Origin of the sequence: Streptomyces wuyuanensis (assembly GCF_900103455.1) — a bacterium.
Taxonomy (GTDB): Bacteria; Actinomycetota; Actinomycetes; order Streptomycetales; family Streptomycetaceae; genus Streptomyces; species Streptomyces wuyuanensis.
In genome coordinates this window covers 48,813-74,072 of record NZ_FNHI01000008.1, presented here as the reverse complement: position 1 = coordinate 74,072, position 25,260 = coordinate 48,813, and the positions used below count along the sequence as shown (strand labels likewise).

The following is a 25,260-nucleotide window of genomic DNA, read 5'->3' as shown; positions in this document are numbered from 1 at the left end:
GCGGTGCGGGGCCGCCGTGGGGCAGGCCCGCTCCGGGGCGCCCGCCGGCCTCCACGAGCCGGCCGCGCGGGGCGGCTCCTCCCGGCTGGTCGCCCAGGCGGGCCGGCCACTGACCGCCTTGCGTCATCGCCGTGATCCCTCAACGACAGATTCGGGAGAAAGCAGGCCATAACATGCAAGAACCGGCCTTAACCCATCAGTCACAAAGCGTTCGTGATCAGGCAACACCACTCGGTCACAGTGATGGCATGACTGACGTGAATTCCGCGAAGAGCCCCCGCCGCCACCACTGGCGGCGGGATCTCGTCGAACTGGCCGCACTGTTCACCGCCGTCGCCGTGGCCGACGCGGTGGCGAACATGATCGCTCACGGCCCCGACGGCCCGTATCTGCTCGTCGCCTCGGCCGTCGCGCTCATCGCCACGGCCGCGTTCCACACCTGGTGGGCACACCGCCACAGCCATGCGCCTCCGACCGCCGATACCGGCGGTCCCGGAGCGGACGGCTCCGGGACCGCCGGCACGTTCGGCGCCGCCGGACCGGACGCGGCGCGGGGAACGGCTCCCCGGGAGACCGCGCTGTGGCGGATGCGGACGACCGTCCGGGACGAGCCGGGCAGCCTCGCCGCCCTGTGCACCGCACTGGCGCGCCACCGGGTGGACATCCTGACACTGCAGACGCATCCCCTGGCGGACGGCACGGTGGACGAGTTCCTCCTGCGGGCACCCGTCGCACTCCAGGCCCAGGAGGTCACCCGGGCCGTCGCGGCCGCGGGCGGCAGCCACACCTGGATCGAGCGCGCGGACGCCCACGACCTGGTCGACACCCCGACCCGGCTCCTGGGACTCGCCACCCGTACCGCCCTCGACGCCGCCGAACTGCCCCTCGCACTGAGGCAGTTGCTCGGGCGTTGCACGATCCACTCGCTGCCCGCCGAGTCCCTCGGGGGCCGGCCGAACGGCGAACCGGTCCCCGAGGAGGGCGTCCTGGACGAGACGGTGATCCGGCTGCGCGACCCGAACGGCGGCACGATCACCGTCGAGCGCGCCTATCTGCCGTTCACCCCGACCGAGTTCGCGCGGGCCCGCGCCCTCGTCGAGCTCGACGCCCGGCTCGGCCCCCGCATCCCGCGCAGCCAGGACGTGCTGACGCTCCCGGAGGGCAACGAGATCACCGTCCGCCGCGCCGACCAGGGGGACGTCGCCGCCGCCCGCGCGATGCACGACCGCTGCTCCGCCCGGACCCTGGGGCTGCGCTACCACGGGCCGGTCGGCGACGCGGACCGCTATCTGAACCATCTCCTCAGCCCCCGGTTCGGCCGGACACTCGCCGTGGAGACCGCGTCGGGCCGCATCGTCGCTCTCGGCCATCTGCTCTGGGACGGCGACGAGACCGAGGTCGCGCTCCTGGTCGAGGACGAGTGGCAGCGCCGCGGCATCGGCACCGAGCTGCTCGGCCGGCTGGTGGCCATGGCCGTCGAGGCACGCTGCGAGAGCGTGTACGCCGTGACGCAGTCGTCCAACACCGGCATGGTCGCGGCCATGCGCGGGCTGGGCCTCCCGCTCGACTACCAGATAGAGGAGGGCACTCTCGTGATCACCGCACGGATGGACGCGGCTCCGGTGCGCCAGCCGCTTCCGTACGAGGTGCCGCGTGCACTGCCTCAGGAGCGGGAGTTCGCGCCGGAGCGGTCCGAGCGGGGTCGCGCCGAGCGCTGAGCGCCTCGCACAGATCGGCCCAGAGGTCCTCGACGTCCTCCAGTCCGACCGACATGCGCAGCAGCCGGTCGCTGACTCCCGCCGCACGCCGGTCTCCCTCGGCCACGATCCGGTGGCTGATGGAGGCCGGGTGCTGGATCAGCGAGTCGACGCTGCCGAGGCTGACCGCGGGCGTGATGAGCCGGACGCCGGCGATCACGTCGCGCGGGTCCCCGTACACCTCGAACGAGACCATCGCGCCGCCGACCGAGGGGTAGTGGACACGGGAGACGCGCGGGTCCGCCGCGAGCCGGCGCGCGAGGTCGGCGGCGGTCGTCGACGCGGCCCGGACCCGCACCGGCAGCGTGGACAGGCCCCGGAGCAGGAGATAGCCGGCCATCGGGTGCAGCACACCGCCGGTCGCGAAACGCACCTGCCGCAGCGCGGCGGCGAACTCCTCGTCGCAGGCGACGACGCCGCCCATCACATCGCCGTGGCCGCCGAGGTACTTGGTCGCGCTGTGGAGCACGATCCTGGCGCCGTGCTCCACGGGTCGCTGGAGCACCGGCGTGGCGAAGGTGTTGTCGACGAGCAGCGGAACCGAGCCGCAGGAGTGGGCGAGCGCGGCGATGTCGGCCTCGGCCAGCGTCGGGTTGGCCGGGGTCTCGACCATGACGAGCCCGGTGTCGGGCCGGATCGCGGCGGCGACGCCCGCCGGGTCGGTCCAGGTCACCTCGGTGCCGAGCAGTCCGCCCTCCAGCAGATGGTCGCTACAGCCGTACAGCGGCCGGACGGCCACCACATGGCGCAGCCCCATCGAGGCCCTGACCAGCAGCACCGCGGTCAGGGCGGCCATGCCGCTGGCGAAGGCCACCGCGCTCTCCGTGCCCTCGAGCCGGGCGAGCGCCGTCTCGAAACGGGCCGTCGTCGGGTTGTCGAGCCGGGCGTAGACGGGCGGGCCGTCCAGCCGCCCGCCGGTGGAGGCGAAGGCGTCGATGCGTGCCGCCTCCGCCGCGACGTCGTGGGAGGGGTAGGTGGTGGACAGATCGATCGGTGCGGCGTGCAGGCCGAGCTCCACGAGATCCTCGCGGCCGGCGTGCACGGCTTCGGTGGCGAGCGCCCGGGTGGGTGCGGGGGCGTTCGAGGCGGCGAATTCCATGGCGCGCACTCTGAACAATTACCGGGCAGTAGGGCGATAGCTCCGTGTTACGTTCGGGCCATGGCCGATTCCGTCGCTCTCGACCCGGTCGATCTGCACATACTTCGCATTCTGCAGAACGACGCCCGGACCACCTACCGGGAGGTGGCCGCGGAGGTGGGCGTCGCGCCCTCGACATGCCTGGACCGGGTGAGCCGGCTGCGCCGCAGCGGGATCATCCTCGGGCACCAGCTACGACTCGATCCAGCCAAACTCGGAAGGGGTCTCGAGGCGCTCCTGATGGTCCAGGTCCGCCCGCACCGAAGGGAACTGATCGGTCCGTTCGTCGAACGGATCCGTGCCCTGCCGGAGTCACGTGCGCTCTTCCATCTGACCGGGCCCGACGACTATCTGGTGCATGTCGCCGTGACCGACACTGCGGACCTGCAGCGGCTGGTGCTCGACGAGTTCACGTCGCGGCGTGAAGTCGCCCGTGTGGAGACCCGACTGATCTTCCAGCAATGGGATTGCGGCCCACTCCTCCCGCCCGCTCAAGAGCCCGCCAGGCATGCTCATTTGTCAGCCGACCGAGGTCACGCGAGATCAATCGGTGATGACGACGGGCCCTCGCTCGTACCAGGATGAGCGCATGCCAGAGACTCCGAGCAGCGCGCTGCCCCGCCAGGTCGCCGACGCCTACGTCGACGCACTCATCGCCCTCGACCCGATCACCGGTACCTACCTGGGAGTCCCGGAGAGCGCGGGCCGCCTCCCCGACTTCTCGCCGGCCGGCCAGGAGGCCGTGGCCGAACTCGCCCGCGCGACGCTCGTCCGGCTCGACGAGGCGGAGAAGCTTCCCGGTGCCGACTCGGACGCGGAGCGGCGCTGCGGCCGTCTGCTGCGTGAACGGCTGACCGCCGAACTCGCCGTGCACGATGCGGAGGAGGGCCTGCGCACCGTCAGCAATCTGCGCTCCCCCGCGCACGGGGTGCGCAATGTGTTCACCGTGATGCCGACGGCGTCGAAGGAGGACTGGACGGCGGTCGCCGAGCGACTGCGGGCCGTCCCGGACGCCCTCGAGGGCTACCGTGCCTCGCTGGCCCTCGGGCTGGAGCGCAAGCTCCCCGCCGGGCCGCGCCCCACGGCCGCCTTCGTGACACAGCTCGACGAGTGGACGGGCGGATCGGACGGGCGCGGCTGGTTCGAGGACTTCGTCACGGCCGGTCCGGACGAGCTGCGCGCCGAGCTCGACGCCGCCGCGGCCCTCGCGACCTCGGCCTTCCGGTCGCTGCGCGACTGGATGCGCGACGTGTACGCCCCCGGGATCGAGGGGGCACCCGACACGGTGGGCCGCGAGCGCTACGCCCGCTGGGTCCGCTTCTTCAACGGCACGGAACTCGATCTCGACGAGGCGTACGCGTACGGCTGGTCCGAGTACCACCGGCTGCTCGCCGAGATGAAGACCGAGGCGGACAAGATCCTCCCGGGCGCGGGCCCCTGGGAGGCGCTGGCCCACCTCGACGTGCACGGCACCCACATCGAGGGTGTCGAGGAAGTCCGCGAGTGGCTGCAGAAGCTCATGGACGAGGCCATCGAGGCCCTGGACGGCACGCACTTCGAACTCGCCGAGCGGGTACGGGTCGTGGAGTCCCGGATCGCGCCTCCGGGCAGCGCGGCCGCTCCCTACTACACGGGACCGTCGGAGGACTTCTCGCGCCCCGGCCGGACCTGGCTGCCGACCATGGGCGAAACCCGCTTCCCCGTCTACGACCTCGTCTCCACCTGGTACCACGAGGGCGTGCCGGGTCATCACCTGCAGATCGCGCAGTGGGTCCACGTCGCGGACCGGCTGTCCCGCTACCAGGCGACCATCGGCGGGGTGAGCGCGAACGCGGAGGGCTGGGCGCTGTACGCCGAGCGCCTCATGGACGAACTGGGCTTCCTGCCGGACGCCGAACGCAGACTGGGCTACCTGGACGCCCAGATGATGCGGGCCTGCCGGGTCATCGTCGACATCGGCATGCACCTGGAGCTGGAGATCCCCGGGGATTCGCCGTTCCACCCCGGTGAGCGCTGGACGCCGGAGCTGGCCGAGGAGTTCTTCGGCCGTCACAGCGGACGGCCCGCCGACTTCGTCGCCAGCGAGCTGACGCGCTATCTCTCGATGCCCGCGCAGGCCATCGGCTACAAGTTGGGAGAGCGGGCCTGGCTGCTCGGGAGGGAGCGCGCCCGGGCGGCGCACGGGGACGCCTTCGACGCGAAGGCATGGCACATGGCGGCGCTGTCGCAGGGCCCGCTGGGGCTGGACGACCTGGTGGACGAGCTGTCGAAGCTCTGACGGCGGGTCCTGCCGTACGGGCCGCCGGGCGGTCCGCCCGTACGGCAGGACCGAGCGGGACTCCGTGGTGCGGCGGCGGCCGACGGGCGCCGCCGCATCGCTCATGAGCGGCGGAAACCGCCTTCCGAGTCGATGACCTGCCCCGTGATCCACTCGGCCTCGTCCGTCGCCAGCCAGGCGATGAGCCGTGCGGGGTCGTCCGGCATGCCCCAGCGGCCGGCCGGGAAGCACGCGGCGACCGCCTCGTACGCCTCGCCGGTGAGGTAGTCCGTGTCGACGGGCCCGGGATTGACGGTGTTCACGGTCACGGAGTGCTCCGCGAGTGCCGTTGCGAGGGTCCTGGTCACGGAGGCGAGGGCTCCCTTGGCGAGGGCGTACGCCACCTCGTGCGGCATTCCGTCGGCGATGTCCTGGCCCGAGGTCATCATCACGACGCGGCCACCGGGTGTGCGGGACGGAAGGGCCGCGCGCAGCCGGGCGTACGCCTGGACCAGCAGGACCACCGACCGGGTGTCGACGGCCCAGTGGGCGTCGAGCATCGCCGCGTCGACGGTGTCGAGGGTGCCGTCACGGCCGCTGAGCGCGTGGTTGGCGACGAGGATGTCGACCCGGCCACCCATCGCGTCGGCCGCGCGCGCGAGCAGTCGCGCGGGTGCGGCCGGGTCCGAGAGATCGCCGGGCCCGTGGAACACCCGTGCCGCGGGGTCGGCGAGCGCCTCGCGCACGGCGTCGGCGACCGCCTCCGGACCGCCCGGTTCGGCGCCCCAGGGCTGGGTGTCGTCGTGCGGGACGTGGTGGTGCAGATAGACGCTCGCACCGAGTGCGGCGAGCCTGCGGGCGACGGCGAATCCGATGCCGCCGCGTCGGCTGGCACCCGTGACCAGCACCGTTCGGCCGCGCAGCGGGACGGGGTCACGGCGGAGTGCCGCCGCGGTGGGATGAGGAAACCGGGGCATGGCAGCCCATCATGGAGGGGGCCGCCCGGGCTGTCATCCGTGTTTCCGGCGGGATGCCGCCGCAGCGACAGTGCCGTGGGCCGTCGAGGGGCTCCGTCCCCCGCTGCCGTGCCGTCCGTCCGTTTCAGCAGCCGCAGTCCTCCGCACCGACGGGTGCCGTGAGCGGGTCCGGGTCGCGGCGCCCCGCACCCTGCCGCGTCTCGTACGGAAAGCCCTCGCGCACCCAGTACTCGAAGCCGCCCAGCATCTCCTTGACCCGGAAGCCGAGTTCGGCGAGCGCCAGCGCGGCGCGCGTGGCCCCGTTGCAGCCCGGGCCCCAGCAGTAGGTGACCACGGGCACCGATCTGTCCAGGAGCCGTTCGGCCCCGTCGTGCACGAGGGCGGTGGGCAGATGCACGGCGCCCGGGACTCGGCCCTGGTCCCAGGCCTGTGTGGAGCGGGAGTCGAGCACGACGAATCCGGGGTCGCCGTCCGCGGCCAGCGCGGCGGCCACGTCGGAGACGTCGGCGTGGAAGGCGAGGCTCGCCGAGAAGTGGGCGACGGCCGCGGCCGGAGAGGCCGGCGGCACACGGAGGACGGGGTTCGAGACGGACCGTGTCGTTGTCATGGCCACGAATCTATGGTCATCGGCTCCGCGCCTGAAGGAGGATTCCCCGGCGGATCCCTTGATCGGCCGGGGATCGCCCTGCTACCTGTCGAGCATGACGGGATATTCACCGGACGCCACCGACTGGCGCATCCTCGACGCCCTGCAGACCGACGGACGCGCCAGTTTCGCGGAGCTCGCCAGGACGGTGTCCATGTCGCCGAGCGCGGTGACGGAGCGCGTGCGCAGGCTCGAGGAGGCGGGGGTGATCTCCGGCTACACGGCCGTCGTGGACCAGGAGCGCCTCGGACTGCCGATCCTCGCCTTCGTCCGGCTCCGCTACCCGAACGGCAACTACAAGCCGTTCCACGATCTGCTCGGCACCACTCCCGAGATCGTCGAGGCGCACCATGTCACGGGGGACGACTGTTTCGTCCTGAAGGTCGCCGCCCGTTCCATGACCCATCTCGAGGAGGTCTCGGGCCGGATCGGCGCGCTCGGCTCGGTGACGACGAGCGTCGTCTACTCCTCGCCCCTCCCCCGGCGGCCGCTCAGCCGCTGACCGGGGCCGAGTGCAGCCGCACCGCCGACCCGTCGCGCTCCTTGACGACCTCCAGCCGGGCGGGGATCCTGCGGCGCAGATCGCCGACGTGGCTGACGATGCCCACGCTGCGGTCGCGTTCGCGCAGCGAGTCGAGGACGTCGAGGACCTCGTCGAGGGTCTGGTCGTCGAGGCTGCCGAAGCCCTCGTCGATGAACAGCGTGTCCAGGCGCACGCCTCCGGCCTCCTCCGTGACGACGTCGGCGAGGCCGAGGGCGAGGGCCAGTGAGGCGAAGAACGTCTCGCCGCCGGAGAGCGTCGCCGTGTCCCGCTCCCTGCCGGTCCACGCGTCGACGACGTGCAGGCCGAGTCCGGAGCGCCTGCCGCCGGCCCTGGCGTCCGAGTGCACCAGCGTGTAGCGGCCCGCGGACATGCGCCGCAGCCGTACGGTGGCCGCCGCCGCGACCTGCTCCAGCCTGGCCGCCAGCACGTAGGACTCCAAACGCATCTTGCGTTCGTTGTCGGCGGACGTGCCCGCGGCGAGGCCGGCGAGCCGGGCGACGCGCTCGTACTCGTCGCGCAGCGGGCCGAGCCTGCGCGCCTCCGCCGCGGCCAGGCGGGAGAGCCGGTCGAGTTCCGTGCAGCGTTCCCGGGCGGAGTCGAGGGCCGAGACGGCGTCGCGCAGTGCTCTCTCGGCGGCGTCGGACGCGCGCAGCGCGGCCTCCGGTTCGGCCGGCGGCCGCGCTGCCGCGGAGCGGGTCTCCGGTTCTGCGAGGCGGTCGGCCACCGCGGCCTCCTCGGCCTGCCAGGCGTCGAGCCGCTCCTGGAGATCGCGACGTTCCCCTTCGTCCAGGAGCGCGGCGGCCGCGTCGGCAGGGGTGTCGTAGCCGGCCCGGAACGCCGCGTCGGAGAGCCGGTCGTCGGCCTCCTTCATGCGGCGGGCCGCCGTGTCCGCCGCGCGGACGGCCTCGGCGGCCCCGGAGAGCAGGGCGATGCGGCGCTCCAGCAGCGCGGTCCGGTCGGCGACGGTCCCGGAGCCGCCGACGGCACGCGCCACCTCCGCGTCCAGCGCGCTCCGTTCGCTCTCCAGCACCTCGCGCCGCGACGTCCGCGCGACCGCGCGCCGCTCGGCCTCCTGCCGCGCCGCGAGCCGTTCCTCGTACTCCCGCCCGGCCCGGTCCAGTTCCTCTCGGGCGCCGTGCAAACCGGCCGCCAGCGCGTGGGCGTCCCGGTGCTCGCGCTCCAGCCGGGCGACGACGGCCTCCAGGTCCGCGACGGCGGGGTCGGCGGGCGCGGCGCCGTCCGCGGCCCGAGCGGGGTCCGCGCGGACCCCGCTCTCGTGTTCGGCGACGGCCACGGCGTGGAGGGGCCCGTCCACCGCGGCCCGGTCCGGGGCGGCCGCGGTGACCCGTCGGGCCTCCGCGGCGCGGCCGGCCGGCGCCTGCGCGGCCGCCCCGGACCCGGGCCGCTCACCGGAGCCGTGCGGCGCGGCTCCGTCGCCCAGATCGTCGGGCGCCGCGGACGGTGACGGAATCCCCGGCTCCGAGGAGGACGGCGCCGTGCGCAGACCTTGGCCGTCACGCGCGTCCCCGGGGTCCGCCTCACGCGCCGCGTCCCTCGCGGCCGTGAACGCCCCCCGCAGCACGGCCAGTTGCCGCTCGGCCTCGGCACGGTCCCGGTCGGCGGCGGCGTACGCCTCGTACGCCGCGTCCTCGCCCGCGCGGTCGACATGGGCCTCCCCGGCCTCCGCCGGCTCCGGGTGCTCGGCGGAGCCGCAGACGGCGCAGGGTTCGCCGGCGGTGAGCCCGGCGGCGAGTTCGGCGGCGATGCCGCGCAGCCGGCGCTCCTTGAGGTCGAGCCAGGTCTCGTGGGCGGAGTTGGCCCGCTCCCGCGCGCCGCGGAGGTCGTCCTCGACGGCCTCGGTCCGGGCGGCGAGCCGGTCGCGGTCGCGGGCGGCGGTCACCCGGCGGCGGGCCGGCTCCAGCCGTCCCGCGAGGTGCTCCGCGCGGGTGGCGGCCTCCTGCGCGGCCTCGATCCGGTCCTGGAGCGCGCGGCGCACCGTGTCCCAGTCGGCGAGCCATCCCTCGGCGTCCTGGAGGAGTCCGTCGTCGTGCCGGGCCTGGCGGTCGAGTTCCTCGCGTTCCCGGACGATGTCGGCGCTGCGCCGTTCCGCGCGCCGCGCGGCGTCCAGGCCGCCGAGTTCCTGGCGGAGTTCGTGCTCCAGCTCGGAGAGCCGTTCCGCGCCCGCGTCCGCGAGGGACGCGGGCAGGGCGGTCCGGGCACCTTGCCAGGCGGCGTCCGCGGTCCGCTGCTCCCTTTCGGCGTCCTCGCGCAACCGGAGTGCGGGGGCGACCAGTTCGGCCCTGCGGGCCTTTTCGAGACGCGCCCGCACGCCGTCCAGCCCGGGCCGCCGGAGCTCCAGTTCCCCGGCCCGGCGCACGGCGTCGGCGTGGCGCCGCTGAAGCGCGGCCAGCTCCCGTTCGGCGTCCAGGGAGCGCCGGGCGGCGGACTGGCGGGCCTCGGCCGCGGACCGGGACGAAGCGGCGATCGCGAGGGACTCCCGGGCGCCCGCCCGGGCCACGGCCGCCCACTGCAGCACCGCGTCGGCCAGACCGGGCTCCCCCGGCCGGTGCGCGGGGGCGGGCCAGTCGCCGGCCGTGTTCCCGGCCGCCTGGCCCATCCGGTGGACGAGGGCCAGCAGCCGTTCGTCGCCGTCCCTCACCTGCTGCTCGGCGGCACGTCTTAGTTCGCTGAGGCGCTCCTCGACGAGAGCGAAGCGGCGGGTGTCGAACAGCCTGCCGAGCAGCTTTCCGCGCGCTTCGGCGTCCGACCTCAGGAAACGCGCGAAATCGCCCTGCGGCAGCAGGACGACCTGGCAGAACTGGTCGCGGCTCATGCCGACGAGCTGGGTGATCTCCTCGCCGATCTCCTGGTGGGAGCGGCTGAGCGCCTTCCATTCGCCGCGCTCCGCGTCGTACTCGCGCAGCCGGCTCTGGGCCTTCTCGGTGGTGACGCCGGCGCCCTTCTTCTTGGGGCGGGGCTGCGCGGGCCGCCGGGTGATCTCCAGCCGGCGGCCTCCGACGGTCAGGTCCAGGCACACCTCGGTGTAGGTGCCGACGGGAGCGTGGTCGCTGCGCAGCGAGGTACGGGGGTTCTGCCGGGCGCCGGGCGCCGCGCCGTACAGGGCGTAGCAGACGGCGTCCAGGACGGACGTCTTTCCCGCCCCGGTCGGTCCGTGCAGCAGGAAGAGGCCGGCGGCGGACAGCGTGTCGAAGTCGACCTGCTGCCGTGCGCCGAAGGGCCCGAAGGCGGTGATCTCCAGCCGGTGCAGTCTCACCCGGCCACCTCGCGGACGGCCGAGTCCACCCGTACGTCGTCGAAGGCGCCGCGGAGCACGGCCCGTTCGCGGTCGTCGGGGCCGCTGCCCCCGCGGACATGGGTCACGAAGTCCTCCGCGATCTGGTGGTCGTCACGGTCGCGCAGCCGCTCCGCGTAGGAGGCGGCCTCGTCCTCGTCGCCGCGCTCGGGAGCGAAGACGAGGCTCAGGGTGTGCGGGAAGCGTTCGGCGAGCCGCGCCATGGGTTCGGCGGGCCGCACCGGGTCCGTGAGGGTTGCTTCGACCCAGGCCCCCTCGTGGCGTGCCAGCGCCGGATCCTCCAGCAGGTGCTCGAGCCTGCCCTCGATGCGTGCGAGGGGGCGCGGCACCGGGCAGTCCAGGCGCTCCGCGGCGATCTCCCCGGCCGGGCCGAGTTCGACGAGCCACATGGTCTTGCGGTGGTCGGTCTCGGAGAAGGAGTAGGCGAGCGGGGAACCGGAGTACCGCACCCGCTCGTTGACGGTCTGGCAGCCGTGCAGGTGGCCGAGGGCCGTGTAGTCGACGCCCTCGAAGAGTCCGGAGGGGACGGCCGCGACGCCTCCGACGGTGATGTCGCGCTCGCTGTCGCTCGGTTCGCCACCCGCGACGAAGGCGTGCGCGAGGACGACGGAGCGGGTGCCCGGCGCCCGTTCCGCGAGATCGGCCCGCACCCGCTCCATGGCCGCGCCCAGGACGGCTTCGTGGCCTGCGGTCGCCGTGCGGAACTCGTCGCGCACGAGGGCCGGTTCAAGGTACGGCAGCCCGTAGAACGCGACGTCGCCGTGCCGGTCGCGCAGCACCACCGGGGTGGCGCAGCCCGCCGGGTCGGTGCGCAGATGGATCCCGGCCCGCGCGATCAGTCCGGAGGCGACTCCGAGCCGGCGGGCCGAGTCGTGGTTGCCGGAGATCATCACGGTGGGTACGCCCGCGTCGGCGAGCCGGTGCAGCACGTCGTCGAACAGCTGCACGGCGGCCAGGGGCGGTACGGCCCTGTCGTAGACGTCCCCCGCCACGAGCACGGCGTCCACGTCGTGTTCGCGCGCCGTCGTCACCAGATGGTCGAGGAACGCCTCCTGTGCGCCGAGCAGGTTCACCCGGTGGAACGAACGCCCCAGATGCCAGTCCGACGTGTGCAGAAATCTCAAGAAAACGGCTCCGACCTGATCGTGTCCCCTCCCCGGCCCGGAAGCCGGCCCCCGGCGGGGCGAGGCCCGCCGGACGGCAACGACCACGTTAGCGCCGGTGGTCGGCCGCTCCGCCGCTGGGCTCGGGTTTCACCCGTTTCCGGGAGCGATCCCCTCGATCCGGGCTATGCTGCCCGGCTTCAGACGTCTCGTTGTGTTCGGACGTCTCCGTACGCCTCTTCGCCGAGCTCCAGTTCCGCCGTCCCCGAGGTCGCGTCCGCGAGCCAGGCACGGAAGGCGTCCACATCGGAGTCCGGCAGGCCGATCTCGATCGTGACCGCCTCCCCGTACCGCACGTCCCGGACCTCCCGGCCGGTCGCGCGCAGATCGTTCTCGACCTTGCCCGCGCGCTGGTGGTCGACGGTGACGGTGGCGAGCCGGAAGCGCTGCCGGGTCACGGTGCCGAGCGCGTCCAGGGCCTCGCCGACCGCTCCGCCGTAGGCACGGATGAGCCCGCCGGCGCCGAGCTTCACTCCGCCGTAGTAGCGCGTCACCACGGCCACGGCGTAGCGGATGTCGCGACGGAGCAGCATCTGCAGCATCGGCACGCCTGCCGTGCCGCCGGGCTCCCCGTCGTCGCTCGCCTTCTGGACGGCCGCGTCGGCGCCGATGACGTAGGCGAAGCAGTTGTGGGTGGCGGTCGGGTGCTCCTTGCGGATGCGTGCGACGAAGTCCTGCGCCTCCCGCTCGGTCGCGGCCGGGGCGAGCGCGCAGATGAAGCGCGATCGGTTGATCTCGGTCTCGTGCACGCCCTCACGGGCGACCGTCCGGTACTGCTCCTGCATCCCGCCACCCTATGCCGCTCCCCCGCCCGCTCTCTCCGCGGCCGGGAATGGCGGGCGCGGGCGGCCGGTTGTCCCGGGCATGTACGCAGACGACGAGACGATCCGGAAGATCCTCACTCGGACGGGCGACACCTGGGCCGTGGTGGGACTGTCGAACAACACGTCACGTGCCGCCTACGGGGTGGCCGCGGTGCTCCAGCGCTACGGCAAGCGCATCGTGCCCGTGCACCCGAAGGCCGAGACGGTCCACGGCGAGCGGGGGTACGCGTCACTGGCCGACGTTCCGTTCGACGTCGATGTCGTGGACGTCTTCGTGAACAGCGATCTCGCGGGCGGGGTCGCCGACGAGGCCGTCGCCAAGGGCGCCGGCGCCGTCTGGTTCCAGCTGGGCGTCATCGACGAGGAGGCGTACGGGCGGACCCGCGCCGCCGGCCTCGACATGGTCATGGACCGCTGCCCCGCGATCGAGATCCCGCTGCTCGGCTGACGCCGTCCGGTCCGGAGCCGGGAGGGCCCCTCCGGGATGTCAGGCGGTGCCGAGTCCGTCCAGCACCACGGCGCCGGGGAGCCCGGCGAAGGTCTTCCCGGGCACGATCAGCTTGCCGCGGCGGCCGCCGCTGCCGATGAGCACCCACTCCGTGTCGACGACCGCGGAGTCGACGAGCAGCGGCCAGCCGGCGGGCAGGCCGATCGGGGTGATCCCGCCGTACTCCATGCCCGTCTCTCCCGTCGCGGTCTCGGTGGAGGCGAACGACGCCTTGCGGGCGCCGAGTTGCCTGCGCACGACTCCGTTGACGTCGACCCGGGTGCGGGACAGGACCAGGCACGCCGCGAGGGTCGAGTCGCCGCCGCGCTTGCCGGCCACGACCACGCAGTTGGCCGAGGTGTCGAGGAGGTCGGCGCCGTGGTGCTCGACGAACACCGCGGTGTCGGCGATGGCCGGGTCGGTGTCGACGTAAAGCAGCCGACCGGCCGGAACGTCGCCGTCCCAGGCCCGCACGGCGTCGGCGACCGGCGCGACGAGCAGGTCGAGGCAGTCGGGGGCGGGCCTGGCGTCGTCGAAGTCTCCGATGGGTGCGCGCATACCGGCACGCTAACAGCGGACCGCGGTCGCGCGGCCGGGCGTCTCAGCGGACGGGCGGGATGGAGACGGCCATGGTCATCTCGACCGTCCCGGTGCCGGCGTTGCGGTAGACGTGCGGCACGTTCGCCTCGTAGGTGGCCGAGGTTCCGGCGGGCACGGAGTACGGCTGCCCGTCGACGACGAGGGTGAGCTCCCCGGACGTGACGTGCAGGAGTTCGACGGTGCCGTCCGGATGGGGATCCGAGGCGCTCTCCTCGCCCGGCATCAGCGTCCACGCCCACAGTTCCAGTGGTCCGCGGGCCTCGGTGCCGACGAGGAGCGTGGTCGAACTGCCGCCGGGGGTGGACCACATCCGTACGGCCTGCTCCCGCGGTACGAGCTGGACCTGCGGGCCCTTCTCGTAGTCGAGGAGCGTGGTGATGCTGACCCCGAGGGCGTCGGCGAGTTTGACCGTCGTCCCCACGCTCGGGTTGGTGCGCGCCTGCTCGATCTGGATGATCATGCCGCGGCTGACCCCCGAGCGGGCGGCGAGAGCGTCGAGCGTGAAGCCCCGCTCGCCGCGCCAGCGCTTGAGGTTGCGGGCGAGCGACTGCGTGAGCTGGTCGAGGTCCGACACGTTCCGTCCAATATATTAAATGGATTAGTTCAATGCATTGCACTACGGTGTGGTGCACCCGATCGTTCACCGAACTGTACTGCGAGGCACCCATGACAGCACTGTTCGCCCTGGCCACCAGCCTCCTGTGGGGGCTGGCCGACTTCGGCGGCGGACTGCTGACGCGACGTGTCCCCGCACTGACGGTCGTGGTGGTCTCGCAGACGATCGCCGTGGCCGTTCTCGGCGCGATCGTCGTGGCGACCGGCGCCTGGACCGAGGCCGGCCCCCAGCTCTGGTGCGCGGTGGCGGCCGGCGTGGTCGGACCGGTGGCGATGCTGAGCTTCTACAAGGCGCTGGCACTCGGCCCCATGGGCGTCGTCTCCCCGCTGGGATCGCTCGGGGTCGTCGTGCCCGTCTCGGTGGGCCTGCTCCTCGGCGAGCGGCCCGGGCTCCTGCAGTTCGCCGGGATCGGCGTGGCCGTCGTGGGCGTGCTGCTCGCGGGCGGCCCGGAGCTGAGGGGCGCGCCCGTTCAGCGCCAGGCGATCCTGCTGACCCTGCTCGCCGCGTTCGGCTTCGGCTCGGTGATGGCACTCATCGCGGAGGCGTCGACCACGATCACCGGTCTCTTCCTGGCGCTGTTCGTCCAGCGCGTCACCAACGTACTGGTGGGCGGCGCGGCGCTGTACGTGTCGGTGAGGCGGGGCGGCCGCGCGCTGCCGGAGGACGGCGGGACGGGCCTGATCGTCCGCTCGCTGCCGGCCCTCGCCTTCGTCGGCCTGGCGGACGTCGCCGCGAACGGCACGTACTCGATCGCCGCGCAGCAGGGGCCGGTGGCGGTCGCGGCGGTGCTCGCCTCGCTGTATCCCGTGGTCACGGCCCTGGCGGCACGCGGCGTGCTCAAAGAGCGGCTGCGGGCGGTGCAGGCCGCCGGCGCCGGTCTGGCGCTCGTCGGCACCGTCCTCCTGGCGACCGGCTGATCCGGCGCCCTCCGGCACGGTCACGGGGGAATGTCCCGCCGGGCGGGGCCCCGCCCGGCGAGGGACGGTTCGGCTTTCCCGGGCTCGCTCGCCTCCGGGGCGCCTCAGCGCGCATCGACGGTCGACGTGCTCGGCCCCTCGTACCTCGGGTCCTCCGCGCGCTCTCCCTTTCGACGCCCACGCGCCCCTTCGGCCTCCTCGAGCTCGGCGAGCGCAACCAGCTGCTCCGGTGTCACCCCCTCCGGGATCGGCAGGGGCGCGGGCGTCCTGAGCGGCGGCTGCCAGCCCTCGACCGGGTCCCAGCTGCGAACCACCTTGGCGGGCGCCCCGGCGACCACCGCGTGGTCGGGCACCTCGCCGCGGACGACGGCCCCGGCCGCGACGACGACGTTGCGGCCGAGACGGGCGCCGGGCAGGATCACCGCACCCGTGCCCAGCCAGCAGCCCGGCCCGATCTCCACGGGCTCGGCGCGCGGCCACTGCTTGCCGACCGGGGTGTGCGGGTCGTCGTAACTGTGGTTGGTCGAGGTGATGTAGACGTACGGGCCGCAGTAGGTGTCGGAGCCGATGGTCACCGTCGAGTCGGCGATGACGTGGCTGCCGCGGCCGAGCACCACGCCGTTGCCGAGGGTGAGGATCGGGTCGGACCCGAGGTCGAGGCCGGGCATCATGCCCGCGGTCAGCGTCACCTGCTCCGCGATGATGCAGTGTTCGCCGAGCTCGATCCACGCCTCTCCGAACACCGTTCCCTGCGGGAACGCCAGCCGGGTCCCGGTGCCGATCCTGCGGAAACGCAGCGGGCCGGGCCGCTCCGCCGTCACCGCGCCCGCTTCCCGTGCCCAGCGCCAGCCGGAGTGCACGGCCCGCGAGAGCAGGCACCGCCACCACACAGCAGGCGAGGAGAACGTGTTTCGGTTTTTCGGCACCAGAACACGTTAGTGGGCCATGGCGGGGGCAACGCGGGACGTGCGCTGTGATCTTCGCCCCACGCCGTGCGGAGCGCGGAATTGCGAGGAACGACGCAGACGGCAGTCTGGGGTGGGAGGACATGCCTGTCCGCGCCGAGGGACGAGGGGAAAGGAAAAGGGTGGCAGCGACCAGCGAACCGCTCCGTGATCTGGTACGGCGTCATCGGGAACCTGCGGTCGTCCAGACGGTGCGATCCACCGCCGCCGCGGTCGTCTCCTACGTCATCGCCCTCCAGCTGAGCGGCGAGGCCCTGCCCCTGACCGCGCCGCTCACAGCGCTCCTCGTCGTCCAGGTGACCCTCTACTCGACGCTCACCACCGGCATCCGGAGGGTGAACTCGGTCGTGGCGGGCGTGCTGATCGCGATCGGCTTCAGCGCCCTGGTGGGGCTGAGCTGGTGGAGTCTGGGGCTGGTGATCCTCGCCTCGCTCGTGATCGGGCGGTTCGTGAAGGTCGGCGAGTTCGTGCCCGAAGTGGCGATCAGCGCCATGCTCGTCCTCGGCGTGACGCAGGTGACCGAGACGGGCTGGGACCGGGTACTGGAGACCTTGATCGGCGCCGTGGTGGGCCTGCTCTTCAACGTGCTCTTCGTGCCGCCCGTCTGGGTGAGCGATGCCAGCGCGGCGATCACCGACCTGTCGGGGCGGATGCGCGGGCTGCTGGTGCACATCGCCGAGGAACTGGGCGAGCACACACCGGTGGCACAGGCGGCGGCCAGACTGCACGAGGCACGCCGCCTCGACCACGACATCGTGCAGGTGGACGCCGCGCTGCGGCAGGCGGAGGACAGCCTGAGGCTCAACCCGCGGGTCAAGGAGCCGGTGCTCTCGCGGGTCGTCCTCCGAACCGGGCTGGACGCGCTGGAGATCTGCGCGGTGATCCTCCGCGTGTCCTGCCGTACGCTCACCGACCTGGCGAAGACCCAGCCGGACGGGACCATCTTCCCGCCGGCCGTGACCACGGGGCTCCAGGATCTGTTCGGTCATCTGTCCGATGCCATCGGGGCCTTCACCTCACTGATCACCACCCAGATGTCGGTCACCGGCGCGGACGCCGAGACCCGGCTCTCGGAGGAGCTCGCCCAGGGCCGTGCCTGCCGGGACCGGGTCGCCGCGATGATGCTCGAAGACCTCCGCAAGGACCAGCGGAACTGGCAGTTGCACGGGGCGCTGCTCGCGGAGGCGGACCGGATCCTCGACGAACTGGACGTCGAGAAGCGCTCCGAACGTCTGATCGAGGAACTCGACCGCCACGCCCGCGAGCGCCTGTCGAGCCGCAAGTGGCTCGACGACGTGAAGGTCCGCATCCGCCGAAGCGTGGGACGGAACGGGGACTGAGGCAGGGAGCGGGGGCGCCGCCGCGCCGAGGCCCCGCGGACGCACCGGGGCGGCCGCACCGGCACGGAGTGCGGTGCGGCCGCCCCGGGCATGAGCGGCGTCGGCTCGGCTCAGCGGCCGGACTTCCCCATCCGCTCACCGGCGTCGTGCGCGGCCTCCTGGGCCTTGCCCGCCATCTGCTCGCCACGGCCCTCGACCTGCATCTCGCGGTCGCCCATGGCCTTGCCGGCGGTTTCCTTCATCTTGCCCTTGGCCTGCTTCGCCTTGGCCTTTGCCTTGCCCATGTCGGTTGTCCCTTCAGCGTGGGGGGTGGACTGGCACGTCCACCTTGCGCCGCTCACTCAGGGTCCGCAATCGGTGACGGGGAGCACGCGGGCAGACGGGTGGACCGGACTTCAGTCCGGCGGCTCGGGCGTCGGGCGGCTGCCCGGCTCGGGGTCGGCGGGAGGGGCGGGGTCCGGTGAGGGCTGGGCCGGCTGGGGATCGCGCGGTACGGGGTCGGGACCGCTGGGCACCGGTTCGGGCCCGTCCGGGGGCGGTTCCTTCGGGGTGGTCATGACTGCGCCTTCCGGGTCGTTCGCAGGTCCCCGGGGGCTTCCGGGTCTTACGAAAGCTGCCGGGGTCTTCCGGGTCTTCCGCCGGTGCGCGTACCCGCCCGCAGGCGGGGAACACCCGGCACCGGCGCCGGTGCGGGTCCGCTGAGCGGTCGAAGGATCCGACGCCCCGCGCGTCAGCCGTCGAGCGCCGCCCGGTGGCCCTTCACCAGCTCCAGGTACATCGCGGCGTTCAGCTTGACGCCCTCGCGCTCCTCGTCCGTCAGCTCGCGCCTGACCCTGGCCGGGACACCCGCGACGAGGGAGCCCGGCGGGACCCGCATGCCCTGCGGAACGAGTGCCTGTGCCGCGACGAGGGACCCTGCGCCGATGTGGGCGCCGTTGAGGACGGTCGCCCCCATGCCGACGAGGACGTCGTCCTCGACGGTGCAGCCGTGGAGGACGGCGTTGTGGCCCACGGAGACGCGTTCGCCGACGGTCACGGGGAAGCCGGGGTCGACGTGGACGGTGCAGTTGTCCTGGATGTTGCTGTCGGCGCCGAGGACGATCGGGCCGCAGTCGGCGCGCAGCACGGTGTGGTACCACACGCTCGCGCCCGCCGCCATGGTGACGTCACCGATCACGACGGACGTGGGCGCGGTGAACGCCTCCGGGGAGATCCGCGGCTCCTTGCCGCCGACCGCCGAGATCAGTGCCCCTTCGCGCTGCACCATCGTCTGCTCCTCACACCCGCTGCTTCTGGGCCGCTCCCACCCGCACCGTAGGCGATGCCACGGCCGGACCGTCCGCCGGGGCGGTCGTCGCGCCGGCGGCTCCGGCGGCCTCCGCACGGGCGGCCGCCTTCTTCGCCCGGTTCCTCAGCACGAGCATCGAGGTCAGTCCGAAGGCCACGGCCACCACGAGCCCCAGCCAGGAGAAGCGCTTCAGCCATGCCTCGGCGACGATGCCGACCGAGTACACGACCGCCGTCGTGCCGCCCGCCCACAGGATGCCGCCGAAGACGTTGGCGACGAGGAACTTCCAGTACGGCATGCGCAGCACGCCGGCGAGGGGGCCGGCGAAGATCCGCAGCAGGGCGACGAACCGGCCGAAGAAGACCGCCCACATGCCCCACTTCTGGAACGAGCGCTCCGCCAGCGCGATGTTGGCCTCGCTGAAGTGCTTGGGGAACTTGCCGCCGCACCAGGCCAGCAGGGGCCGTCCGCCCCTGCGGCCGATGGCGTAGCCGATCGAGTCGCCGACGATCGCGCCGGCGGTGGCGCAGATGCCGAGGACCCAGGGGTCGATGTCGCCGTGCTGCGAGGCGAGGAGGGCCGAGCTGACGAGGACGATCTCGCCCGGCAGCGGGATCCCGAGACTCTCGAGTCCGATGACCACGCCCACCAGGACGTAGACGGCCACGGCCGGCACGGTCTCGAGCCACTCCTGGACGTGCAACGCAGGATCCTCCCGTTGTCCCGGGCGCCCGCTCGTGGTCGTGGGGCTCCGCCCGTGCCCGTGTGGAATCGGGCTCGGGCTGCCCGGCGTGCGCTCCCTGCGGCGCACGCCGGGCAGCCTACCCGGACGGACGGGCGTCCCCGCGTCCGGCCGCCGGCGCGGGGACGCTGCGGAATCCGGCGCTCGCGCGCGGCCGCCGGGCACCCCGGCGGCGGTCTGCGCGAGGCCGCGCCCCGGGAGGGTCAGCCGTTCGGGCGCAGCGTCCAGACGACCGTCATCTCTCCGGTCACCGCGCCGTCCGCGTCACGGGTGATCGCGACGGTCACCGGGAACTCGGGGCGCCCGCCGGCGTCCAGTTCCGCGACGACCTCCGCCGCGGGGCGCCCGAGGGTCGCGGTGGCGGTGACGACGCCCTTGGCGAGCTTCTTGTAGGCGATCTCGGCCTTCACCGCGAGCGGCACGGCCCGGGACAGCTGCTCGCCGAAGGCGGCGAGCACGATCGCACCGCTGGCGGACTCGGCGAGCGTGAACATCGCTCCGGCGTGCGGCCCGCCGACGTGGTTGTGGTAGTCGGGCTGGTCCGGCAACCGGACCACGGCACGCTCGGCCGAAGTCTCCAGGAACTCCAGGTTCAGGGTCCTGGCCATGGGGACCGTGGCGGCGAGCAGCTCGCCGACGGACATCTGGTCTGCACTCATGGACCGGATGTTACCCACGAGTAGCAGAACTTCGCCATCCCCTCACGGGGGCGGACGTGCCGGCGCACACGCCGCACCTCTATGGTTACTCGCCATGTGGCCAGGACAGCAGCCGCCCGGGGGCGAGCAGAACCCGCAGGACCAGAACCCGTACACGCAGCCGGGGTACCAGCAGCCGAACCCCTACCAGCAGCCGGGGTACCCGCAGCAGCCCGGCTACCCGCAGCAGGGGTACCAGCAGCCCAACCCGTACCAGCAGCCGACCGTGCCGCAGTACAGCGTCCCCGGACCGCCGCAGTCCGGTGGCCCCGGCCCGTCCCAGGACAGGAAGAAGACGGTCGTCGTCGCGGTCGTCGCCGCCACGGCCGTGGTCGCCGCGGCCGTGATCACCGGTGTCCTGGTCCTGCAGGACGACGACAAGGGCTCGGACGTCGCGGACGGCAAGAAGCCCGCGGCGTCGTCGTCGCAGCCCACCGAGGCCCCCTCCCCGACCGACAACCCGCGCGACGGGTCCGGCGGCGCCAAGCCGACGATCCCGGGCTGGAAGGTCGTCACCAACCCCAAGCACGGCACGCAGTTCGACGTGCCGGAGGGATGGGAGATCGCCGGCACGGGCGTCGCCACCGGCTTCGAGGACGAGAAGAAGGGCGACGGTTCGCCCGTCGTCGTGATGACCGCGCCGGCGTACTTCAAGAGCAAGTGGTGCTCGGTCGACTCCGACCTCGACGGCAAGGCGGAGGACTCCGGGCTGGGCGCGACGGGCACCAAGGGCGGCCAGGGCGCCAAGAACACCGCCGAGGCCGCGTACAACGAGGCCGGCAATTGGGTCTGGGCCGCCTACGCCCAGACCGAGCCCAAGGGCACCGTCAAGGTCACCAAGGCGCAGCCGTACACCACCAAGTCGGGGCTCAGCGGACATGTCGCGACGGCGACCGCGATCGGGGTGAAGAAGGAGAACAAGTGCGACAGCGACGGCAAGGCCATCGCCTTCTCCTTCAAGAACGCCAAGAATGACTTCGCCTCCTGGGTGCTCTACGCCAACAAGGGCGTCACCGGCGAGATCCCGGACGCGACGATCCAGCAGATCCTGGGGACCGTGCGGCTCGCGGAGATCCCGTCGTCCTGAAACCGGTTTGGCAAGTGGGGGCGGCGGCGGCGATAGTCCCGGGGTGACTTCTCGTACGCCGCTCCTCCGCCGCCGTCCCGAATGGGCCGGCCGCAACTATTCACTGCTGACCGCCGCCGCGATCGTCACCAACCTGGGCACGCACGGCGCGCTGATCGCGGCGGCGTTCGCGGTGCTGGAGTCCGGCGGCGACGGCGGCGACGTGGGGCTGGTCGCGGCGGCCCGCACCCTCCCGCTCGTGCTGTTCCTGCTCATCGGCGGCGCGATCGCCGACCGGCTGCCGCGGCACCGTGTCATGGTGGCGGCCAACGCCCTCAACTGCGTGTCGCAGGCGACCTTCGCCGTGCTGGTGCTGGCCGGTGACCCGCAGTTGTGGCAGATGATGCTCCTCACCGCGCTCTGCGGCACCGGGCAGGCGTTCTTCAATCCCGCCGCCGAGGGCATGCTGATGTCCACCGTCGACGGCGAGCACGCGAGCCGCGCGTTCGCGCTGTTCCGGATGGCGATGCACGGTGCGGGCATCGGCGGCGCGGCGCTCGGCGGCGCGATGATCGCCGCCGTGGGCCCGGGCTGGGTGCTGGCCATCGACGCCGCCGCGTTCGCGGTGGCCGGTGCGCTCCGCGCGTTCCTCGACGTCGGTCACATCCCGGCGCGGGGCCCTGGTGGAGGGCTGCTCGCCGATCTGCGCGACGGGTGGAAGGAAGTCACGAGCCGCCCCTGGCTGTGGTCGATCGTGGCGCAGTTCTCGGTCGTCGTCGCGGTCGTCGGTGCCGCGGACGCGGTGTACGGGCCGCTGGTCGCCGAGGAGTCGCTGGGCGGCGCGCGCCCGTGGGGCCTCGCGCTCGCGGCGTTCGGCGCGGGCACGCTGGGCGGAGCGCTGCTGATGATGCGCTGGAAGCCCCGGCGGATGCTGCTCGTCGGCACGCTCTGTGTGCTCCCGCTGGCGCTTCCGTCGGCGGCGCTGGCCGTGCCGGTGCAGATCGGCGCGCTGATCGTGGTCATGTTCGTCAGCGGCGTCGCGATCGAGGTGTTCGGCGTCGCCTGGATGACCACGCTGCACCAGGAGATCCCGGAGGAGAAGCTGTCCCGGGTCTCGGCGTACGACTGGTTCGGATCGACCGCGATGCTGCCGCTCTCCACGGCACTGGCCGGTCCGGCGGAGAGCGTCTTCGGCCGGGAGACCGCGCTCTGGGGCTGCTCGGCACTGATCGTCATCGTGACGGCGCTGGTGCTGCTGGTCCCGGACGTACGGAATCTGACGCGCCGTACGAAGCACGTCGCCGGCCACGGCTCCGCCCCGGCGCCGGCCGCCGGCACGGCGACCGAGCTCCACACGCGGGAGACGCTCTGACCCGTGCCGCCTCTCCCCCGGGCGGCGCACCGCTTCGGCGGGAGGGGCCCACGCTCACATCCGGTGTGGCGTCCGGCCCGGGAAGCCGCGCTGCGTAGGGTGCACCGGGGCCGGCCGGCAGACGGAACCGGTCCGCCCCGGCCCGTGCACACACCAGATGAACGGAGCATCGTGACACACGAGGACCGTACCGAGGCCGAGCTGCGCCATCTGCGCCGCTGTGTCGAGCTCGCGGCCGAGGCCGTGGACGCGGGTGACGAGCCGTACGGCTCCGTGCTGGTCGGGGCGGACGGCAGGGTGCTCGCCGAGGACCGCAACCGCGTCGCCACGGCCGGCGACGCGACGCGTCACCCGGAGTTCACGCTGGCCCGGTGGGCGGCCGAGAACCTGACCGAGCAGGACCGGGCCGCGGCCACGGTCTTCACCTCGGGCGAGCACTGCCCCATGTGCGCGGCCGCGCACGGGTGGGTCGGCCTGGGCCGCATCGTGTACGTGAGTTCGGCCGAGCAGACGACCGCCTGGCTGGTGGAACTGGGCCTGCCGGCCGCTCCCGTGCGCGCGCTGCCGGTGCGTGACGTGGTCCCCGGTCTCGCGGTGGAGGGGCCGGTACCCGGTCTGGCCGAGGAGGTCCGGGAACTCCACCGCCGCTCCCACCGCCGCGGGTCCGGCGGCTGACCCCGGCCCACTGCCGGACCGGTCAGCCGATGCCGAACGACCCCTGTGGCGGCTCGGGGGATCCGGTCGCGTCCTCGTCGCGCACGGGCCTGGCGTCGCCGATGAAGCGCCGCAGGCCGTCGCCGTACTCCACACGGGCCGGGAAGACGTCCGACGCCGTACGGCGCGCGAGGCCGGTGACGCCGATGGCGGTGTGCGAGGCCAGCAGGACCGCGTTGCCGAAGCGGCGCCCCCGCAGCACCCCCGGCTCGGCGACCAGCGCAAGTTCCGGGAACACGGCCGCGAAAGTGGCCAGTTGGGAGCGGAGGAAGTCGAACGGGGCGCTGTCGGCGAGGTTCGCCGCGTAGACGCCGCCGGGGCGGAGGGCGCGGTCCGCGGCCCTGGCGTACTCCCCGGACGTGAGGTGCGCGGGCACCCGCGAACCTCCGAACACGTCGGCGATCAGCACATCGGCCGAGTCCTCTGGCGCCCGCTCCAGCCACGCGCGCGCGTCCGCCGCGTGCACGGATATCCCCGAGCCGGGCGGCAGCGGCAGTCGCTCGGCGACCAGTGCGAGCAGCCCGCGGTCCGCCTCCACCACGTCCTGCCGTGAGCCGGGGCGGGTGGCGGCGACGTACCGGGGCAGGGTGAGGGCGCCGCCGCCGAGATGCAGGATGTCGAGAGGTGTGCTCTCCTCCGACGTCGCGTCGACGACGTGTGCGAGCCGCCGTGCGTACTCGAACTCCAGATGCGTGGGATCGTCCAGGTCGACGTACGACTGCGGCGCTCCCTCCACGGTGAGCAGCCAGGCCCTGGGCCGGTCGAGGTCGGGCAGGAGCTTGGCGGTGCCGTTGTCCACGGCACGCTCGACGGGAATGGGGTCGTCCACTCGCCCATTGTCCGCCCGCGGGCGTCTGCGCGAATGCCGAGGGCCCCGGACCGGGAGCCCGGGGCTCCACGGCGTGGCCGGCGGCTCAGACCGGCAGGACCGCCCGGACCGCGTCCGCGTGGGCGACTGCCTGGGCGCGCCCTGCGCGGGCGGCGGGCGCCCGGCGCGCGGGGTCGAGGACGTTGCGCCCGAACGCCCTCCGGGCCGCGCGGTCCGGGGTGATCAGTACGACGCGGGCCCCGGCGGCGGCGAGCCCGGACGCCTGGGCGCGCGCCGACGGCACCGGGCCGCCGCCGACCGAGATGGGGGCGACGATGACGACGGTCGCGTACCCGGCCGCGAGATCCGCGTTCGTGGACGAGCGCACTCCGCCGTCGATGAAACGCCGCCCGCCGATGGTGACGGGCGGCCAGACCCCGGGCACGGCGCAGCTGGCGCCGACGGCGTCGAGGAGCCCCACCCCGCTGTCCCGGTCGAACGCGCGGAACTGCCCGGTGACCGCGTCCACGGCGGTGACGACGAGGTGGCGTGCCGACGGCCACTCGTGGGTGAGGAGCCGTGCGGCGAAGATCGCGCGCCGGGCCTCCTCCGGCTCGGTGCGCGCGGACAGCGCGAGCCGTCCCATGCGCGCGCCGTACGCCTCGGCGTCGCGCGAGCGCAGCACCCCCCAGACGTAGCGGGCGAGCACGGTGGGCCCCATCCCCGCGGGAACCTCCCCGTCCGGGTCCGCGAGCTGACGCTCGTACAGCTCCGGAAGAGTGAGCAGGCCGGAGGAGAGCTGGGCACCGACCACGGATCCCGCCGAGGTGCCGACGATCAGATCGGCCGCGGAGACATCCACCCCGGCCTCGGCGAGCCCGTGCAGGACCCCGACCTCCCAGCCGATGCCGGCGAGCCCGCCGCCGCCGAGCACCAGCGCGGTGGTTCCCCGCCGCGCCGGCCCGGTCCCGTCCGTTCCCGCCTCAGCGCCCTGGTGATCCGTGTCCGCCATGGACGCAGTGTGACGT

25 protein-coding genes and 1 pseudogene are annotated in these 25,260 nt (G+C 73.4%); 10 read left to right on the top strand and 16 right to left on the bottom strand.

Annotated elements, in window-relative coordinates; translation table 11 throughout:
• Nucleotides 1-248: 248 nt before the first annotated feature.
• Nucleotides 249-1,610: pseudogene (locus BLT82_RS13715) on the top strand (GNAT family N-acetyltransferase); the annotation flags it as partial.
• On the opposite strand, the gene BLT82_RS13710 reads toward BLT82_RS13715, so the two are convergent.
• Nucleotides 1,597-2,856, bottom strand: coding sequence for a trans-sulfuration enzyme family protein (locus BLT82_RS13710; RefSeq protein WP_093654745.1), 1,260 nt, complete (start codon nt 2,854-2,856; stop codon nt 1,597-1,599). The pseudogene BLT82_RS13715 and the gene BLT82_RS13710 sit on opposite strands and share 14 nt — an antisense overlap.
• 60 nt (nt 2,857-2,916) lie before the next feature.
• Here BLT82_RS13710 and BLT82_RS13705 point away from each other — a divergent pair, with 60 nt between their 5' ends.
• Nucleotides 2,917-3,480 (top strand): Lrp/AsnC family transcriptional regulator, encoded by a 564-nt coding sequence (locus tag BLT82_RS13705; RefSeq protein WP_093654423.1) that lies wholly within the window; start codon nt 2,917-2,919, stop codon nt 3,478-3,480.
• Between the two features lie 4 nt (nt 3,481-3,484).
• Complete coding sequence (locus BLT82_RS13700) at nt 3,485-5,173, top strand: DUF885 domain-containing protein (RefSeq protein WP_093654421.1); 1,689 nt, start codon at nt 3,485-3,487, stop codon at nt 5,171-5,173.
• A gap of 101 nt (nt 5,174-5,274) precedes the next feature.
• Here BLT82_RS13700 and BLT82_RS13695 read toward each other — a convergent pair whose 3' ends face one another.
• Both BLT82_RS13695 and BLT82_RS13690 read right to left on the bottom strand, forming a co-directional pair.
• Nucleotides 5,275-6,129: an SDR family oxidoreductase gene (locus BLT82_RS13695; protein WP_093654419.1), complete on the bottom strand. Its 855-nt coding sequence runs from the start codon at nt 6,127-6,129 to the stop codon at nt 5,275-5,277.
• Nucleotides 6,130-6,253: 124 nt separating this feature from the next.
• Nucleotides 6,254-6,736, bottom strand: coding sequence for a rhodanese-like domain-containing protein (locus BLT82_RS13690; protein WP_208867888.1), 483 nt, complete (start codon nt 6,734-6,736; stop codon nt 6,254-6,256).
• A gap of 94 nt (nt 6,737-6,830) precedes the next feature.
• Between BLT82_RS13690 and BLT82_RS13685 the strand changes: the two genes are divergently transcribed.
• On the top strand, nt 6,831-7,277 hold the full coding sequence (locus tag BLT82_RS13685) for an Lrp/AsnC family transcriptional regulator (RefSeq protein ID WP_093654743.1): 447 nt from the start codon (nt 6,831-6,833) through the stop codon (nt 7,275-7,277).
• Here BLT82_RS13685 and BLT82_RS13680 read toward each other — a convergent pair.
• From BLT82_RS13680 to BLT82_RS13670, 3 genes are all read right to left on the bottom strand, one after another.
• Entirely contained in the window at nt 7,267-10,593 is a 3,327-nt protein-coding gene (locus BLT82_RS13680) for an AAA family ATPase (protein WP_093654415.1), read from the bottom strand. The genes BLT82_RS13685 and BLT82_RS13680 overlap by 11 nt on opposite strands.
• On the bottom strand, nt 10,590-11,756 hold the full coding sequence (locus BLT82_RS13675; RefSeq protein ID WP_093654413.1) for an exonuclease SbcCD subunit D: 1,167 nt from the start codon (nt 11,754-11,756) through the stop codon (nt 10,590-10,592). Before BLT82_RS13675 ends, BLT82_RS13680 begins: the two co-directional genes overlap by 4 nt.
• Nucleotides 11,757-11,935: 179 nt before the next feature.
• Nucleotides 11,936-12,580: a YigZ family protein gene (locus tag BLT82_RS13670; protein WP_093654410.1), complete on the bottom strand. Its 645-nt coding sequence runs from the start codon at nt 12,578-12,580 to the stop codon at nt 11,936-11,938.
• Between the two features lie 79 nt (nt 12,581-12,659).
• On the opposite strand from BLT82_RS13670, the gene BLT82_RS13665 reads away from it, so the two are divergent.
• Complete coding sequence (locus tag BLT82_RS13665) at nt 12,660-13,067, top strand: CoA-binding protein (protein ID WP_093654408.1); 408 nt, start codon at nt 12,660-12,662, stop codon at nt 13,065-13,067.
• A 39-nt stretch (nt 13,068-13,106) separates the two neighbouring features.
• Here BLT82_RS13665 and BLT82_RS13660 read toward each other — a convergent pair whose 3' ends face one another.
• Entirely contained in the window at nt 13,107-13,664 is a 558-nt protein-coding gene (locus BLT82_RS13660) for a YbaK/EbsC family protein (protein ID WP_093654406.1), read from the bottom strand.
• A 43-nt stretch (nt 13,665-13,707) separates the two neighbouring features.
• Nucleotides 13,708-14,280 carry a helix-turn-helix domain-containing protein gene (locus BLT82_RS13655; RefSeq protein ID WP_093654404.1) on the bottom strand — a complete coding sequence of 191 codons (573 nt, stop codon included), beginning with the start codon at nt 14,278-14,280 and terminating at the stop codon, nt 13,708-13,710.
• 92 nt (nt 14,281-14,372) lie between these two features.
• On the opposite strand from BLT82_RS13655, the gene BLT82_RS13650 reads away from it, so the two are divergent.
• Entirely contained in the window at nt 14,373-15,239 is an 867-nt protein-coding gene (locus tag BLT82_RS13650) for a DMT family transporter (protein WP_093654741.1), read from the top strand.
• 104 nt (nt 15,240-15,343) lie between these two features.
• Here the strand turns inward: BLT82_RS13650 and BLT82_RS13645 are convergent, their stop codons facing one another.
• Nucleotides 15,344-16,165, bottom strand: coding sequence for an acyltransferase (locus tag BLT82_RS13645; protein WP_244291954.1), 822 nt, complete (start codon nt 16,163-16,165; stop codon nt 15,344-15,346).
• Nucleotides 16,166-16,326: 161 nt separating this feature from the next.
• Here BLT82_RS13645 and BLT82_RS13640 point away from each other — a divergent pair, with 161 nt between their 5' ends.
• Complete coding sequence (locus BLT82_RS13640; protein ID WP_093654402.1) at nt 16,327-17,544, top strand: FUSC family protein; 1,218 nt, start codon at nt 16,327-16,329, stop codon at nt 17,542-17,544.
• Nucleotides 17,545-17,654: 110 nt separating this feature from the next.
• Here BLT82_RS13640 and BLT82_RS13635 read toward each other — a convergent pair whose 3' ends face one another.
• From BLT82_RS13635 to BLT82_RS13620, 5 genes are all read right to left on the bottom strand, one after another.
• Nucleotides 17,655-17,828 carry a CsbD family protein gene (locus tag BLT82_RS13635; protein ID WP_093654400.1) on the bottom strand — a complete coding sequence of 58 codons (174 nt, stop codon included), beginning with the start codon at nt 17,826-17,828 and terminating at the stop codon, nt 17,655-17,657.
• A 111-nt stretch (nt 17,829-17,939) separates the two neighbouring features.
• Nucleotides 17,940-18,101 (bottom strand): hypothetical protein, encoded by a 162-nt coding sequence (locus BLT82_RS37130; protein WP_167746005.1) that lies wholly within the window; start codon nt 18,099-18,101, stop codon nt 17,940-17,942.
• A 173-nt stretch (nt 18,102-18,274) separates the two neighbouring features.
• Entirely contained in the window at nt 18,275-18,811 is a 537-nt protein-coding gene (locus BLT82_RS13630) for a gamma carbonic anhydrase family protein (protein WP_093654398.1), read from the bottom strand.
• Nucleotides 18,812-18,821: 10 nt separating this feature from the next.
• On the bottom strand, nt 18,822-19,535 hold the full coding sequence (locus BLT82_RS13625) for a DedA family protein (protein ID WP_093654396.1): 714 nt from the start codon (nt 19,533-19,535) through the stop codon (nt 18,822-18,824).
• 242 nt (nt 19,536-19,777) lie between these two features.
• Complete coding sequence (locus BLT82_RS13620; RefSeq protein WP_208867886.1) at nt 19,778-20,233, bottom strand: DUF4442 domain-containing protein; 456 nt, start codon at nt 20,231-20,233, stop codon at nt 19,778-19,780.
• 94 nt (nt 20,234-20,327) lie between these two features.
• Here BLT82_RS13620 and BLT82_RS13615 point away from each other — a divergent pair, with 94 nt between their 5' ends.
• From BLT82_RS13615 to BLT82_RS13605, 3 genes are all read left to right on the top strand, one after another.
• On the top strand, nt 20,328-21,359 hold the full coding sequence (locus BLT82_RS13615) for a DUF8017 domain-containing protein (RefSeq protein WP_093654392.1): 1,032 nt from the start codon (nt 20,328-20,330) through the stop codon (nt 21,357-21,359).
• Nucleotides 21,360-21,402: 43 nt separating this feature from the next.
• Nucleotides 21,403-22,710 carry an MFS transporter gene (locus tag BLT82_RS13610; protein WP_093654390.1) on the top strand — a complete coding sequence of 436 codons (1,308 nt, stop codon included), beginning with the start codon at nt 21,403-21,405 and terminating at the stop codon, nt 22,708-22,710.
• 171 nt (nt 22,711-22,881) lie between these two features.
• The gene (locus tag BLT82_RS13605) at nt 22,882-23,385 is read left to right on the top strand and encodes a nucleoside deaminase (RefSeq protein WP_093654388.1); all 504 of its coding nucleotides are present in this window, start codon (nt 22,882-22,884) and stop codon (nt 23,383-23,385) included.
• A 22-nt stretch (nt 23,386-23,407) separates the two neighbouring features.
• Here the strand turns inward: BLT82_RS13605 and BLT82_RS13600 are convergent, their stop codons facing one another.
• Together BLT82_RS13600 and BLT82_RS13595 are read right to left on the bottom strand one after the other, a co-directional pair.
• Nucleotides 23,408-24,253 carry a spermidine synthase gene (locus BLT82_RS13600; RefSeq protein WP_093654386.1) on the bottom strand — a complete coding sequence of 282 codons (846 nt, stop codon included), beginning with the start codon at nt 24,251-24,253 and terminating at the stop codon, nt 23,408-23,410.
• An 85-nt stretch (nt 24,254-24,338) separates the two neighbouring features.
• Nucleotides 24,339-25,244: a patatin-like phospholipase family protein gene (locus BLT82_RS13595; protein ID WP_093654383.1), complete on the bottom strand. Its 906-nt coding sequence runs from the start codon at nt 25,242-25,244 to the stop codon at nt 24,339-24,341.
• Between the last annotated feature and the right edge of the window lie 16 nt (nt 25,245-25,260).